This is a genomic window from Bacillus sp. S14(2024) (assembly GCF_050473785.1).
Taxonomy (GTDB): Bacteria; Bacillota; Bacilli; order Bacillales; family Bacillaceae_G; genus Bacillus_A; species Bacillus_A yunxiaonensis.
On sequence record NZ_JBFLUP010000006.1, the window covers coordinates 4,300,471 to 4,315,570 of the forward strand.

Genomic DNA, 15,100 nt, shown 5'->3' on the forward strand with positions numbered 1-15,100 from the left:
AAAATATGAGATATCTCATATTATTGTACGTATCTCCATGTTATCATGCAAACAATGAGGGGGATACAGAATGGACACACAACGCTGGATGAGTAGACAGTTTTTTAGTTTTTATATGACATGGGGCATTTTTCTACCCTATTGGACAGGATGGATGATTCATACAAAAGGACTTACGCTTTCGCAAACTAGTTTGATTATGAGCTTAGGTTTGGTTGCAAGAGGCCTTTCTACATTAATTGCGTTTCCTTATTTATCGAGGAAATTTAGTAGTAAAATCTTATTAAATGGAATGGCAATCGGCACACTAATTGCTATTCTGTGTTGTATTCCAGCAAGTTCCTTTGTTAGCTTACTTGTGGTAACGTTACTTTTGAATTTTGTTTACCCAGCGCTGATGCCTGCTTTAGATAGCGCAGCTGGCGTACTTGCGCAAAGTAATCAATTAAGACATTATGGGAAGAGCCGCTCGTGGGGATCCATTGGGTTTGTCGTGGCAGGTATGATCTTAACAATCTTTACAGGGGCGTTTGGGGATGAAGTAATTTTATGGGCACTGTTACTCGGCACATTGGTATTCGTGTGTCTTGGTTTTATGCGTGCACCCGTTGTTTTATCTAAAAAACCGCAAGCGGATCAAACAAAAAAAGGCGGTATGCTGGAATTATTTCGCATCAAACACTTTGGTTTGGTGCTCGTCATTGTGATTTTACTGCAAGCAGCACACGCTTCTTATTACAGCTATGGCTATATTTTTTTACAAGATATTCACGCACCCAAATATTTAATTGGGTTAATTATTAACATTGCCGTGATCGCAGAAATCATTTTCTTCTCAATCGCAGATCAGAGCTTTCATAAATTTTCAGTAGGCTCCTTACTGACACTAGCGGCACTTGGTTCATCCGTACGTTGGATATTAGTATTTGCCTTTCCAAATGTTATTGTTTTCTGTATCGCACAAACATTGCATGCATGCTCATTTGCAATGGGGCATTATGCCTTTATGAAATATTTAATCAAAAATATTCCACATGCGCAGATTCCAAAAGCACAAGGCATGTATTCAGCACTGGCACTTAGCTGGAGTACTGCGGTGTTCACGATGTTCGGCGGTTATTTATACGAAATCGAGCCAAGATACGCCTTTATCGGGATGATTGTTTGTACCATACCGTCGATGCTGCTTGCACTTGTTTATCGAAATTTGGAACATAAAAAGAAAGCAGCAGTTTTTATTTAGTTTGTTTATTTAAGAGACTATACGAAGCTAAATCGATCTTATATGCCGCACAAATTTTCGGATATTCAAGCAGCGGCATATTTTCGTTTTTCCTAATGCTTAAGATCATCGTAGAGCATTATTAGGTAATACTGGATTATTATAAAGCAGGCTTGTCCATTTTGGACAAGCCTATTAATTTACCCTCAATTTTATCCCGCATTAACGGGCAGTAAGAAGCTTCCTCTTAATATTATTTTTTCAAAGTCATCAATATTACGCATTCAACATGTGCAGTCTGCAATTGACAATACATAAGATGTTGGTGAGTTACATCATTTTATAGAGTTACTTCTACAAAAATTTTTAAAGTATCAATTATTAGAGGTATAATAATGTTACTTTTTCTTTTGCTTCCAGGTTTTCAACCATCGTATGCCAAGAATCTGGTTTATTTGATAAAACAGCATAATAGCGTTTCAAAAATTTCACAATTAAGTCTGTTTGTAGCTCATTGATTTCGCCATCCATTGGAAGGAAACAAAGATCAAGACCTGTTATGGCTTCACCATCATTGTTCCAGGAAGGATGAACATATTGGAAATCAAGACGTCTATAACCAAGATGAGACAACACTTCGCGTCGAACATATGGATCCATCGGCTTAACTCCGCCAAACTCATAGTGACCTACACGATATGGATCATAGATTTCAGCAAATATACCTAATAATTTCTTATTATTAGCAGCTGCTAATGCGTTCAAGCCCTCTTGCTAAAAATGGGCCGATTCCCAAGCCAGCTTGGCCTATGATTGTGAAATCCGTCATAGCAACATTAAAATCCTCATAATAACGGTATTCGGTAGCCCCTACTACTCTTTCTTCATGAACAGCAACAAAAACACGAATTCCTGGATCCTCTAAAGGTTCTTCCCAAAAGTCAAATGCTAATACTTCCTCTGGTGGAAATACATCCTGCATTTTATATTTATATAATTATCCTCTAATAACCATAGTACAGTTCATTTATTTAACAAAGATTTATAGTCGTATACACTATAAATCTATTGTTTAACCCTTTATAAGCACATGATATAATTAAGAATAGGGCATCTAAGACTATAATAAGGATGGATTACTATGAAATACACCGGCAGAATTATTGGAATTTTGGGTATATTTTTATTGCACTCTATTTACATCTTCTACTATTATTTTCGTGATAAAGCAGTAGAACCACTTGACTTTTATTCATATCCTTTCTTAATTTTTTTGGGGTATTGGGGCGGTAAACAGTATGATAAAGTAAGATTTTATTCTGAGAAAGATGAACTTACGGGTATTTACAATCGAAGATTTGTTATGGGCACTTATGAAAAGATTATTTCCTTGGCGGCACGAACTAATAATAAATTATTTGTATTAGTAGTAGATTGTGATAATTTCAAAACTATAAACGACACCTACGGGCATCATCAAGGGGACATAATCCTAGCAAAGATTAGTAAAACACTTGTTGAATCAACAAAAAAAAGTGATATTGTGGCTCGTTGGGGTGGTGACGAATTCTTGGTGATTGGACATTATAAGGACGAGACAAGTTTACAAGCCCTTCTTCAAAGACTGGAAGAGAAACTAGAGAACTTTTCTAATCAAATACAAATACCTATTATGGTTTCCATAGGTTCGGCTATTTATCCAGATCATAATAACAATTTATTCGAATTAATAAAGATTGCTGATAATAAAATGTATCACAGTAAGACATCAAAGAACACATTAATAACTTCGAATGGTCTAAAAGAACTGTTTTAACTAGCCTACTTCTAAGATGTTATATATTTTTCCTTAAAAGTTAAAAAATTAAAATGATATCATATAAAGTGACACTTCCATCAGTAGGGATTTTTTCATCCCCACTGATGGTTAGTTGAAGCAATCAGGCTTAACAATCACTTTTCACAAAAACTTTTCTCATTTCTGATGAAAAATCAAAAGTTTTTATTTTGTTTCGGAAATGTTTATTCATTAGTTACATTTTCTAACAAGCCTAACAACATTCTCTACATGCGCCGTATGCGGGAACATATCAACCGGCTGTACATACTCCACTTTATAACTCTTCATTAATGTTTTTACATCACGTGCTAATGATGATGGGTTACACGATACATACACAACTTTTTTAGGGCTTACTTTTAAAATTGTTTCAAGTAATTTATCGTCACAACCTGTACGCGGAGGATCAACAACAATGACATCTGGACGCCATCCTTCTTTCACCCATTTTGGTAACCATTGTTCCGCTTTTCCAGCTTCGTACTTTGTATTTGTAAACCCGTGACGCTTCGCATTTTTCTTCGCATCTTCAATCGCTTCTGGAATAACATCCATTCCGCGTACTTCCGCTGCATCGTTTGCAAGCCAAAGTCCAATTGTACCAACGCCGCAATAAGCATCTACAATTTTTTCTTTTCCTGTTAAAGCAGCTGCTTTTTTCGCTTCGTTATATAACACAACGGTTTGCTCAGGATTTAATTGGAAAAATGCGCGTGCAGATAATTCAAATGATAAATCACCAAGTGTTTCTTGAATCACTTCTTTTCCTGCTAAACGGAATGTTTTATCACCAAAAATAACTGATGTTTTACGACCATTCACATTTTGCATAATCGATTTTACAGATGGCATTTGTTTCTGTACTTCTGCAATAAACTGCTCTTTATTTGGCAATTCTTCTTTTGTCGTAATTAATGTAACTTGTACTTCCCCTGTTTGAATTGCAGCACGTGTCACAATTGTACGTACAAGACCTTTTTGTTTTCTCTCATTGTAAATAGAAATGTTCAATTTTTCTAGTATACGTCTTACTACTTTTGTTGCTTCGTTCGTTGCTTTATGTTGAATCATACAATGAGAAATATCAATTAGGCGGTGTGAGTTTTGTTCATATAACCCTGTAATGACTTTTTCATCTTTACGACCTACTTGCAATTGACTTTTATTGCGATAATGCCACGGATCTCCCATACCAAGTGTCGGACGAATATCCGCTTCCATACTTCCGTTCATATACTTTTCAAATGCTTGTACAACAATATCACGTTTTTGATTCAACTGCTCTTGATAATCTAAATGTTGCAGCTGACAACCGCCACATTCATCGTATACAGGACATGGTGGCTTCACACGATGCGGTGAAGCTTTACGAATTTTTTTCACTTTTGCTTCTGCAAAACCACGTTGAATTTTCGTTACCTCTGCAACAACTTCCTCTCCCGGTAATGCTCCTGGAATGAAGACAACTTGTCTCTTAAAGTAACCTACGCCCTCTCCGTTAATTCCGAGACGTTTAATTGTCACAGGAAACGTTTGGCCAACTTCCAACTTACTCTCATGTTGTTTTTGTATCATTGTTACACCTCTACTCTATACTTTTCCATAAATATAATGATGCATAACTGCAATATGGCTCACATTCTTGTTTCATTCGTTCTAAAAATACGTCATCTGGCTTTTGTTCTAACTGAAACAACTGTTGAAGCGCGCGTTGAATTCCGATATCTGCTTTTGGAAACATATTTTGACGTCCAAGCCCGAACAGTAAGAAATTTTGTACGGTCCATGCCCCAATACCGCGCAGCGGTAATAGTTGTTCTCTAACCTCTTCGTCTGTTTTTCCCTCTAGCTCTTCTAAGTTTAACTTACCGTCCATAATATGTTTCGCAAGCCCAACGATATATTCTGCCTTCCGCTGACTAAATTTTTGATTTCTCAATTCTTCTACTGTAATATTTGCTACTTGTTCAGGTTTTGGAAAAAAGAAAACACCATGTTTCTCTGTTCCGTATGTTTTTACAAATTGTTCTGTGAGCTTTGTGGCAAATTTCAAATGAACTTGTTGATGAATAATGCAGCGAAGAAGACAAGAAAAATAATCAAACTCCAAAATAATTGGTGTATATGCAAATGTTTCAAAAAGCGGACGTAATGACGTGTTTATAAAATGATTTTGAATCTCATGAAAAGGTTGATTCCATTGGAAAATAGACGAAATACGCTTCATAATTTTATCTTGTTTGTCTGTTTGGCTAGAGATCCAAAATTGTGGCTGTTCCATTGTTCCCTTTCCTTGTACACGTACAACAAGTTGTTCTCCATCTATGCTAAGCGGAACATGAATTGTTTTATCTTCTAGATTAACGACATTTAATGGATCAAAAGATAATCGCTTTAACACTTCTTCAAAACGATACGGGTATTCTAACGTAATTTGTTCGCTCCACATGCATTCCTCATCCTTTTTACACATCATTATAGCATGAGAAAACCGCAAGCATACATGCTTACGGTTGATTGCCTTTTACTAAATCATCTAAGCTTTTAAAATGATACCCTTTCCCGCGTAAATCATCAATGATTTTCGCTAGTGCTTCTGTGTTATCTTTGGAAACAGAGTGCAATAAAATAATAGCCCCGGGGTGAATCATATTCATAACATTATTATGGGCATATTGCCAGCCTCTTTGCTGATCTACTTTCCAATCCAGAAAAGCAAGTGACCAAAATACATTATAATAGCCCTGTTCTTTTGCAAGTGCTAATGTACGCTCACTAAAAATCCCGCGTGGCGGCCTTACATATCGTACTTCTTTTTGTCCTGTTACCTTCTTAATTTCCTCTGTTACAATTTGCAGTTCTTCACGAAGCTTTGTGTCATTTACTGTTGTAAAGTCCGGATGACTTTGTGAGTGGTTTCCAATAATATGCCCTTCATCTGCCATTCTTTTCAATAAATCTGGTTGACTTTTTATATAATGTCCTGTTACAAAAAACGTTGCTGGTACCTTCTTTTCTTTTAACACATCAAGAATCTTTCCTGTAAAGCCATTTTCATACCCATTATCAAACGTTAAGTAAATATCTTTTTTCTTTGTATCCCCTAAATAAAATCCTCCATTTTTTTGCAGCAGCTCTGTAAATTTCTGACCAGCATCCGGAGGCGTTTCATTCTTCGCACGTGGAATCCCCCAATGATTCGGTGTATTCACATAAGCAAACACAGAAGCTGGAACAAGTACCATCATAATTGAAAAGATAATACTGATGTATAACCAATTACGCTTCATTTATATGCTCCTTTTCATATAGAATCGTACTTGTAGTTTCTGTGACCTCGATTTGTTTCATGCTGAACACGTTTTTCCATTTATGCCAATACAAAGAAAGAGCATCTCCATTATTGGAAATGCTCTTCATCTTTCTTATTTAAATACTGGCTCTTTAAACGTTGCTAATTTCTCTAAAGATGTTTTATCAACATCTGCATGTAAGCTATTACCATGAGAATCCATCGTTACAACTGCTTTGAATCCTTCTATACGTAAATGCCACATTGCCTCTGGAATACCAAATTGTAAGAAATCAACATCTTTTACTTCTTTAATACACTCTGCATAGTACTGTGCTGCACCGCCAATTGCATTTAAATATACGCCGCCATGCTCATTTAATGCTGCCAATGTTTTTGCACCCATACCGCCTTTACCAATAACAGCACGAATACCAAATTTCTTCATAATATCGCCTTGGTAAGGTTCTTCACGAATACTTGTTGTTGGTCCTGCCGCTTTAATTTTCCAATTGTCGTTTTCATCTTTTACAACAACTGGTCCGCAGTGATAAATAACTTGTCCGTTTAAATCAACCGGGCAATCGTTATCCATTAAGTGTTTATGAATCGCATCACGGCCTGTGTACATCATACCGTTAATCGTTACAACGTCACCAACGCGAAGTTCACGAATTTGCTCTTCTGTAATTGGAGCTTGCAGGACGATTTCACGTTGCGTATTTGCATCTTCCTTCGCTTCCTCGTGTTTTAACGTATCTTCACCTTCTTGATATAACCAGTCCATAATTTCACCTGATTCTGGGTGAATCGTTACACCTAAGCGGCGATATGCCCAACAGTTATACGCAACAGAAACATAGAAGCTAGCTGGAAGACGATTGTATACGCCAATTTTGCAGCCAAGCAATGTTGTTTCGCCGCCAAAGCCCATCGTTCCAATGCCAAGTTTATTCGCATTTTCCATAATATATTCTTCAAGCTGCTTCAATTCTGGGATTGGATTTTCATCATCTAATGTACGGAATAATTGGTTTTTCGCAAGCTCATAACCAGAAGTGCGATCTCCTCCGATACCAACACCAATTACACCAGCGCTGCATCCTTGTCCTTGTGCTTGATACACTGCATGAAGAAGACATTTACGGATTCCTTCTAAATCACGACCAGCTCGTCCTAACCCTTCTAGTTCACAAGGTAAGCTATATTGAATATTTTTATTTTCACAGCCACCGCCTTTTAAAATAAGACGTGCATCAATATAATCTTTTTCCCATTGCTCAAACTTAATAACAGGTGTTCCCGGTCCTAAGTTATTTCCGCTATTATCGCCAAAAAGAGAATCAACAGAGTTTGGGCGAAGCTTCCCATCTTTTGTTGCTTGTTCAATTGCTTGATAGATCGCTTCTTTAATGTGTAATTGATTTACACCAACTGGTGTGTAAACTTTAAAAGTTGGCATCCCTGTGTCTTGGCAAATTGGCGAAATATTGTCATCTGCCATTTTAATGTTATTTGTAATTGTACCAAGCGCCATTGCTGAACGAGTTCCTGCATTTTCTCGTTCTTTCGCTTGTTGAATTGCACGGCGAACATCTTTCGGTAAATTCGTCGACGTTGCAACAATTAGTTGATACATGCTTTCTTGAAGCTTTTTCATCATTACTTCCCCCTCAATTGTGAACGCTACCAAAACGCTTTAAAAAATTTCACAGTTTGATTATACATCTTTTTTTGTATTGCTTCTAACAAAAAAGAATCAGCAATTTGCTGATTCTTACTCACCTTTTTTAAATTGCTCGCATTTAAATTCAATATCATCTAACATTTCAAGAAGACGATCCACATCTTCTAGTTCTACATCTTCTGGTTCAATTGTATCAATAACCTCTATAAACATATTTAAACGTTCTTTCAAATATACTAATTGTGAATCTTTATCATAAGTAGCATTTCCCATAGGTGCTCTCTCCTTTTTATTCGAGTTATCCTAATTAGACTAAACATAAGTGTTCCTACATATTTACGAAAAATAACACACTTATACAACTCGATTGCTTCGATTCATATTCAGCATACTCATTGTTTGCTTGTTGAATCTTTATTTTATTATACAGCAAAAATGATTATTACGGTCATAAAATTTTCCCGTCAATTTGATTAAAATGGTTTATCCTGCTATTCGCCGACAGTAATCCTCATTCCTCAAAATTCAACATAAAGCAAAGAAATTAGGTATGAAGAAACCGCTGGCATATGCACGATTGGTAAGAGCTTTCCATAAGTAGGGATGAAAAAACTCCCCACTTATGGAAGTTTCCCTTTATTAAAAAGCAATCTTCTTCTATCATAGAGAATGGACAAATTGTTATTTCAATAGTCAAAGGAGTATTTCATAATGAATACATCACAAAAAATGAAGCCGATTACTCCTTCTTATGATCCATGGGAAGCGTATATGGACCTTGAAGAGTACGGCAAATTATTATTAACAAACGTTGAGTTTACAACTACAACGTTATGCAATATGCGCTGTGAACATTGTGCTGTTGGTTATACATTACAGCCGAAAGATCCAAATCCACTTCCGCTTGATTTGTTATTACAACGATTAGATGAAATTCCTCATCTACGCTCTTTAAGTATTACAGGCGGCGAGCCAATGCTTTCAAAAAAATCCGTTGATAACTATGTAACACCGCTCTTAAAATATGCTCACGAACGTGGCGTTCGTACACAAATTAACTCTAACCTAACTATAGATTTGGCTCGTTATGAACAAATTGTTCCTTACTTAGATGTTTTGCACATTTCTCATAACTGGGGAACGATTGACGATTTCGTTGAAGGCGGATTTGCCATGATGGAACGCAAACCATCATATGAACAACGTGCCAAACTATTTGAACGTATGATTTCAAATAGTAAAGCATTATCAGAAGCGGGTGTTCTTGTTTCTGCTGAAACAATGCTAAATAAACGCACTCTTCCACACATTGAGCATATTCACCGTCAAATTGTTGAAGAGATGGGCTGCAAACGTCATGAAGTACATCCGATGTATCCAAGTGATTTTGCTAGTAATCTTGAAATTTTAACGAAAGATGAAATTCGCAGTGCAATTTCACACCTTCTTGATATTCGTGATGAAAATGTATGGATGTTATTTGGAACATTGCCATTCTATGCATGTAGCAATGACGAACGTGATTTAGAAGTATTCAAAAAGCTACATACAAGTAAAAACGTCACAGTACGTAATGATCCAGACGGTCGTTCTCGCTTAAATGTAAATATTTTTGACGGCAATATTATCGTTACAGATTTCGGTGACATTCCATTGCTTGGAAACATCCAAACGAACACATTGCAAGAAGCTTATGACAAGTGGAGCTCTTCACAAACAGCAAAAGAATTAAGCTGCCATTGTCCAGCCGTAAAATGCCTTGGACCAAATATTCTTGTTAAAAATAGTTATTACCCAACAGAAAACTTTTTAACAAAACAAGCAAATCTCACTCTATAAGTGGAAGAAAAAACGTCAGCGCAATATGCGCTGACGTTTTTTTATCCCGCCATTCGCGGGCAGTAAGACCCAACCTCAAGAATCAGAGACAAAGAAGATAGGTGGGGATAACTGCTGGCATACGCCCGATTGGTGAGGGCGTATGCCAGCAGTGGGAGATGATCTCCCCACTGCTGGAAGTTTCACTTTATTTTGGAGTAGGAGACGAAATAAACTTAAATGAAATATGATCTTGAATTGGTATGGAAGCTCCAATTCCCTGTGATGTTATATTTTTTATCATAAGTTTTCGCTGATTTCCTTTTAAGACAAGATATACTTCTCCAAATGTTACTTTTCCTTTTTCATTAACTGCTGGTGTATATGCATATAAGTATCCAAGTTGTTTCGGACTAATATTGTATACTCGTTCATGCTCAGTTCCATAACCAATAATTGTTTTAAACGAAAGAGGTAAGCGTACTTTTTCCATTGCTTTTAATAGCATCATCTTCTTCACATCTTCCGCATCTTTAATGGAAGCAGTAAGTCCACCTTCCACAATTTTTTGTGCTTCTTGCTTATAGCGAAGCGGATAAAACCCCTGTACACCACGATTATCATGGAAATTCCGATTCACTTGTCGATATTCCCAATTCATTGTTGTTTCAGTTGATTCATAATTTAAAGGCCATTGTCCTAAATAAATTTTAGCTCGATATCCAACTGCAAGCGGTGCATTCGAAATGGAAGTTTCATTAAACATTCGAATTAAATCTGGATTCTCAATTTTTATTGGCGATGTTTCAAGCAATGTTTTTGCTAGTTCACTCGGTTGTAAACGCGGCAAATCTTGTGTTGGATTTGGATACGTATTTCCTTTTGAAATGTTTAAAACAGACGGTGGAATTTTCACATTCAGTTCTGTCTTTGCAAAGCTACTACAAGGAAATAAAAAGATAAACGAGAACATGATGATGAGACAAATACTGTACATTCGTTTCATCCGTAAAGCTCCTTCCTAATGGGACTATACTGTTATATTCTTTTCCACACTCCTCTTTGTTATCCAAACTTTTTATCAAAAAATAGGCAGGAAAACTTCACTCGTGTTAAGCATCTACCAAAGGGGATACACGAGATCTCCCCCACTTCAAGATTCAAAGAAGAAAAGTGGCGGGATTTTTTATAATAAATAAAAACCGATACCCATAATAAAATATGCTGCAAGTAAGGTTAAGCCTTCAAACCAGTTCGTATCACCATCATTTGATATGGAAATTGTCAAAAATACAGCGGTAATCATTGCCACTAATTCCGGAAAAGTGAATATAAGAGGCATGTTTACTGCAAAAAATATAGAAATAATGACAAGTACAGGTGCAACAAACATTGCAATTTGTAATGTTGATCCAACTGCAATCTCAACGGCAATATTAATCTTATTTTTATAGGCCATAAGAATAGCCGATGCATGCTCTGCCGCATTTCCGACAATGGCAACGATGATAATTCCAATAAATAATTCACTCCAGCCAAATGCCTTTGCAACTGTTTCAAACGTATGTACAAGTGCTTCTGATACATAGGCAACCGCTGCTGTTGCAAGTGCTAAAATAAGCAATGCTCTTCCTTTTGACCATTCCGGCTCTTCATCGTGTTGTTCTAACTCTTCTTCTTTAGGCTGATATACACCTCGATGCGTGACAAGTTTAAAGAACAATGCTGCTAAATATAAAATAATCATAATGATTGAAATGCCAATACTAAGTTGAACTGTTTTCTCTGCGTTCATTTTCATTGAAAATATTTCTGGAATAACAAATGCAACAACAACTGCAAAAATTAATAAGGTTGAATTATGTCTTGCATCATATACATTAAAGCTTTGACGTTTATACTTTAGACCACCTACAAAAAAGGAAAGGCCCCCCACTAGCAATAGGTTGCCAAGAACAGAACCCGTTAACGAAGCGAGCACTACTTCAATTAATCCAGCTTGCAATGCAAAAATAGAAATAATAAGTTCAACCGCGTTACCAAATGTTGCATTTAGTAAACCACCGATACGCGGTCCTGATACAATCGACAAACTTTCTGTCGCTCTCCCCATAAAGCCAGCAAGTGCAATAATCGTAATACAATATACAGCAAACATAATTGTTTGTGGCCAGTGCATGACGTTACCAAGAATGGAAAACGGCACACCGATAACTACAACGAATAAAAAGATTTTATTAAACATCTTTTTCATCCTTCCAATTTTCATCAATTATCCTTTGTTTTATCATTATTCTTCTAACTTACCCAATTTCTCATTGTATAACTTACCGTTATCAGAAAAAGACATCGCATAACGATGCTTTCCATTCGGTTTGAGTCCAAATTGTGGAAACGTCATACTATTGTAGTCCTTATACTTTTTCTGTTTTGGATATTTTGCATCTTTACGAAAGAAATTATCAAATGCTTTTTTCAGACGTGCAAAAACTTCTTGCAAAGGCTGAGAAGGCATTTCTTTTAGAAAAGGGTACGTATTCTTGTCCAATGTAAGTTGTCTTTGCATATCATAACGATCGTAATTTTCTTTGTTTTGCTTATATTTTCGTTCTTTGTCTAGTAAGGCAGAATTGTAGGTTTGACGACAATATTGTAACCAACGGTCTAACACTTCTTTTTGTGCTTCTGTTGGAAAGATTTCATATTTTTGATTCAACAACATTGTCTTCACCTCCCGTTGGTTTTGTCCTTGTGTTTCGATGTATTGTTTAGAACTTTTAATACTGCACCACCTACAGTCAACAAACAATAACCTTGAGACCAAAAGCATTCTTTACACGAATTCTATCTGATTTGAGGAAATTCCTTTTTCATTTTTTTTGGCTTACGCCAACCAAAATTCATCCCCTCCCTACTCATTGCTTTTCACCCTTCTCGTTCCTTGAGGAAGGGGAATTCTTTTGGAGATATGTTTAAAAAAGAGCATTGAAGAAAAAAGTAAGAGGGAACAACACCAATTGAAATCTTACGAGAATTTCCCCTTAAAAAATATGAGTATTGACGAGGAAGGAGCATAAACAAATGCATATAAAAGAAAAAATAGCAAATATCATTCAAAATCAAAAAACAGGTGTACTGGCAACAATGCGTGACAACAAACCACATAGCTGCTTTATGATATTTTTTCATGAAGATTTTGTATTGTACGCTGCAACAGATCGCCATTCAAAAAAGATAGCAGATATAGAACAAAATCCAAATGTTCATATTTTACTTGGGCGAGAAGGAAAAAACTGGGATGAAGAGTATATTGAGGTAGAAGGAATCGCTTCTATTGAAGAAGACCATACATTAAAAAATAAATTCTGGACAAACAGCTTGAAACGTTGGTTACTTGGTCCTGAAGATCCAAATTACGTTTTAATAAAAATTAATCCTGAAACAATTTATTACATTGATAGTGCTGGTACAACGCAACCAGAATTTTTACGTCTATAGCAAAAAGAAACGAGATCTCACGAAATATGAGGTCTCGTTTTGTCGAAAAGTTCTTTTCCAAAAAAAATTGAAAAAGCTGGAACTTTCTAAAGATTCTGTTATATAATAGCATTAACTTAAATAAACTGTATTAAAACAGAGTGAGAGGGGAAATAAAAATGATGAAAAGAGAAGAACGGAAAAACATGATTGAGTTTATTGAAAAGAAAAAAGGAATTGAACGCGAAGAGCTTATGTATATGACAGATGACGAAGTAGAACATATTTATAATGTGACGTACTTCTTATATGAAGAAATTGCAGAATAATACAGAAGACCATTCCCTAACAGGAATGGTTTTTTTCATGTAAAATAATATATGATTGGAGGAATTTATATGAGCTCATGGTTATTATTCGCATTACTATCAGCAATCACAGCAGCGCTTGTATCTATCTTCGGAAAAATAGGACTAGAAGGAATTGATTCGAATGTTGCAACGACAATTCGTTCAATCATTATGGCCTTATTTATGGTCGGCGTTATTATCATCCAAGGAAAATTCCAAAATATCGGAGAAGTATTAGTAAATAAGAAAGCATTATTATTTATCACACTGAGCGGTGTAGCCGGTGCTTCTTCTTGGCTCTTTTACTTTCTCGCCTTAAAGACAGGAAAGGTTTCACAAGTAGCACCTGTTGATAAATTAAGCGTGGTCTTTTCGATTATCTTGGCTATGATTATTCTTGGTGAAAAATTAAATTTCATGACCGGTATCGGTGTTCTCTTTATTACAACAGGCGTTCTTTTTATTGCTTTTAGTTAATAAAGAGAAACCTTCATTAGTGGAGGCTTACTGTCCACGAATAGCGGGATAAGAAAAACCGCTATATACATTAGCGGTTTTTCTTAGCTTTTTGTATTTTTACATATGTATACACAAGCAAAGCGATGACGATTGAAATAATACTAATCCAAAATCCATATCGATGTAAATTGTACTCTACATCTCTCCACTTTTCTCCTAATTTCCAACCAAGCCCAATAAACACACTCACCCAAATCAAAGCACCGCTATACGCATATAAACAAAACTTACCCCATTTTAAGTTGGACATTCCTGCAAAATATGCAGTTAGCTGTCTGACACCAGGTAAAAAATAGCCAATCATTAGTAAAAAAAGACCATACTTCCCAAATAAAATATGAGTCCTTTCAATTTGTGCTTCTTTAATCCCCACTTTAGAACCATATTTTTTTAGTACAGGAAGTCCTAGTTTTAAACCGAGCATATAACTTAATGTAATCCCAAGTATAGCCCCAGTCATGCTGCTTATAAAAGCCTCTGTACCTGACATATATCCTCTTGAAATATTGTATCCGACAAATGTAAGTAAAAATTCATCTGGTATCGGTAATCCAACGATTCCTCCAGCAAGTGCAATAATAATTCCATAATAACCATAGTGTGCGATTAACTCACCAATATTTTGTTCCATTCGCACGACACATCCTATACGCTATCGTTATTCCACATTGTACCCTCTCTATCAATGAAGCAAACATGGCATACATATTCACTATACATTGTTTTTATGACGAACTCTATATACAATGTTACAACTTCATGGAGAATATTATATCCACATTAACTTATTAGGAAGACATAATGTTGTTTCACAACTGAAAGGAAATTGAAAAATAACTGAAACTTTTTGCATTAGAATTCAATCCTACTTAAAAATTGAAAGGAAAATGAAATT

At 35.9% G+C, this 15,100-nt stretch carries 15 protein-coding genes and 1 pseudogene; 6 read left to right on the forward strand and 10 right to left on the reverse strand.

Features of this window, described 5'->3' with window-relative positions; genetic code table 11:
• The first annotated feature begins 70 nt into the window (after positions 1-70).
• Positions 71-1,243, forward strand: coding sequence for an MFS transporter (locus tag AB1279_RS21780; RefSeq protein ID WP_429760913.1), 1,173 nt, complete (start codon positions 71-73; stop codon positions 1,241-1,243).
• A gap of 360 nt (positions 1,244-1,603) precedes the next feature.
• Here AB1279_RS21780 and AB1279_RS21785 read toward each other — a convergent pair.
• Positions 1,604-2,204, reverse strand: a pseudogene (locus AB1279_RS21785) (GNAT family N-acetyltransferase).
• A 159-nt stretch (positions 2,205-2,363) separates the two neighbouring features.
• Here AB1279_RS21785 and AB1279_RS21790 point away from each other — a divergent pair.
• Entirely contained in the window at positions 2,364-3,038 is a 675-nt protein-coding gene (locus AB1279_RS21790) for a GGDEF domain-containing protein (RefSeq protein WP_429760915.1), read from the forward strand.
• A gap of 213 nt (positions 3,039-3,251) precedes the next feature.
• On the opposite strand, the gene rlmD is transcribed toward AB1279_RS21790, so the two are convergent.
• From rlmD to AB1279_RS21815, 5 genes are all read right to left on the reverse strand, one after another.
• Positions 3,252-4,637, reverse strand: coding sequence for a 23S rRNA (uracil(1939)-C(5))-methyltransferase RlmD (gene rlmD, locus AB1279_RS21795; RefSeq protein WP_429760917.1), 1,386 nt, complete (start codon positions 4,635-4,637; stop codon positions 3,252-3,254).
• A gap of 10 nt (positions 4,638-4,647) precedes the next feature.
• A complete protein-coding gene (locus AB1279_RS21800) occupies positions 4,648-5,511 on the reverse strand; it encodes a DNA-3-methyladenine glycosylase family protein (protein ID WP_429760919.1) in 864 nt (287 codons plus the stop codon).
• 58 nt (positions 5,512-5,569) lie between these two features.
• Positions 5,570-6,352: a delta-lactam-biosynthetic de-N-acetylase gene (pdaA, locus tag AB1279_RS21805; protein ID WP_429752497.1), complete on the reverse strand. Its 783-nt coding sequence runs from the start codon at positions 6,350-6,352 to the stop codon at positions 5,570-5,572.
• A gap of 135 nt (positions 6,353-6,487) precedes the next feature.
• Positions 6,488-8,014: a class I fumarate hydratase gene (gene fumA, locus AB1279_RS21810; RefSeq protein ID WP_429752499.1), complete on the reverse strand. Its 1,527-nt coding sequence runs from the start codon at positions 8,012-8,014 to the stop codon at positions 6,488-6,490.
• A gap of 117 nt (positions 8,015-8,131) precedes the next feature.
• A complete protein-coding gene (locus tag AB1279_RS21815) occupies positions 8,132-8,314 on the reverse strand; it encodes an SE1561 family protein (protein ID WP_251229065.1) in 183 nt (60 codons plus the stop codon).
• Between the two features lie 438 nt (positions 8,315-8,752).
• Between AB1279_RS21815 and yfkAB the strand changes: the two genes are divergently transcribed.
• Entirely contained in the window at positions 8,753-9,880 is a 1,128-nt protein-coding gene (yfkAB, locus tag AB1279_RS21820; RefSeq protein ID WP_429760921.1) for a radical SAM/CxCxxxxC motif protein YfkAB, read from the forward strand.
• Positions 9,881-10,067: 187 nt separating this feature from the next.
• Here the strand turns inward: yfkAB and AB1279_RS21825 are convergent, their stop codons facing one another.
• The 3 genes from AB1279_RS21825 to AB1279_RS21835 form a co-directional block, all read right to left on the reverse strand.
• Complete coding sequence (locus AB1279_RS21825) at positions 10,068-10,865, reverse strand: YfkD family protein (protein ID WP_429752502.1); 798 nt, start codon at positions 10,863-10,865, stop codon at positions 10,068-10,070.
• Between the two features lie 180 nt (positions 10,866-11,045).
• Positions 11,046-12,104 (reverse strand): calcium/proton exchanger, encoded by a 1,059-nt coding sequence (cax, locus tag AB1279_RS21830; protein ID WP_429752503.1) that lies wholly within the window; start codon positions 12,102-12,104, stop codon positions 11,046-11,048.
• Positions 12,105-12,149: 45 nt separating this feature from the next.
• Positions 12,150-12,581 (reverse strand): helix-turn-helix domain-containing protein, encoded by a 432-nt coding sequence (locus AB1279_RS21835; protein ID WP_429760923.1) that lies wholly within the window; start codon positions 12,579-12,581, stop codon positions 12,150-12,152.
• A 359-nt stretch (positions 12,582-12,940) separates the two neighbouring features.
• Here AB1279_RS21835 and AB1279_RS21840 point away from each other — a divergent pair, with 359 nt between their 5' ends.
• From AB1279_RS21840 to AB1279_RS21850, 3 genes are all read left to right on the forward strand, one after another.
• A complete protein-coding gene (locus tag AB1279_RS21840) occupies positions 12,941-13,357 on the forward strand; it encodes a pyridoxamine 5'-phosphate oxidase family protein (RefSeq protein WP_429752507.1) in 417 nt (138 codons plus the stop codon).
• Between the two features lie 161 nt (positions 13,358-13,518).
• Positions 13,519-13,665, forward strand: a complete 147-nt coding sequence (locus AB1279_RS21845; RefSeq protein ID WP_028411195.1) for a BH0509 family protein — start codon at positions 13,519-13,521, stop codon at positions 13,663-13,665.
• Positions 13,666-13,734: 69 nt separating this feature from the next.
• A complete protein-coding gene (locus tag AB1279_RS21850; protein ID WP_429760925.1) occupies positions 13,735-14,163 on the forward strand; it encodes an EamA family transporter in 429 nt (142 codons plus the stop codon).
• A gap of 70 nt (positions 14,164-14,233) precedes the next feature.
• Here the strand turns inward: AB1279_RS21850 and AB1279_RS21855 are convergent, their stop codons facing one another.
• On the reverse strand, positions 14,234-14,836 hold the full coding sequence (locus tag AB1279_RS21855; RefSeq protein WP_429713288.1) for a DedA family protein: 603 nt from the start codon (positions 14,834-14,836) through the stop codon (positions 14,234-14,236).
• Between the last annotated feature and the right edge of the window lie 264 nt (positions 14,837-15,100).